This window comes from Oleiphilus sp. HI0043, assembly GCF_001634935.1.
The window spans coordinates 1-493 of record NZ_LWEY01000938.1; the positions used below are offsets into that span (position 1 = coordinate 1).

The 493-nt window shown below is 45.6% G+C and carries 1 pseudogene; it reads left to right on the forward strand.

Annotated features, from left to right (window positions below):
- A pseudogene (locus A3729_RS32780) lies at positions 1 to 493 on the forward strand (hypothetical protein); the annotation flags it as partial.

Sequence of the window (493 nt, forward strand, 5' to 3'; positions counted from 1 at the left end):
TGTTGACGGTGTTACGCTTACTATTGAAGCTGGAACAACACTTTTCGGTGCTTCAGGTAACTCTTACCTAGCGATAAACCGTGGTGCAATGATTGATGCTCAAGGTACAGAGTCAAACCCAATCATCTTTACGTCTGCTCAAGACGTTGCTGGTCTTAATACTGGTGACGAGCAGGGTCAATGGGGTGGCTTGACTATCCTTGGTCAATCTACCAACAACAAAGGCGAGCGTACTTATGAAGCTGGTACTCAGTCTTATGGTCCTGACGCTGGTGTAACGATTGCGGACGATAACAGTGGAACACTGACTTACGTTGCGATCAAATACTCTGGTTATGAAGTAGAAAAAGACAAAGAGCTTAACGGTCTTTCTCTTGGTTCTGTAGGTTCAGGTACAACTATCGAGAACATCGCAATCATTGGTTCTGCGGATGATGGTATCGAGCTTTGGGGCGGTACAGTAAGCGTCGACGGTTTGTATATCTACAACGCT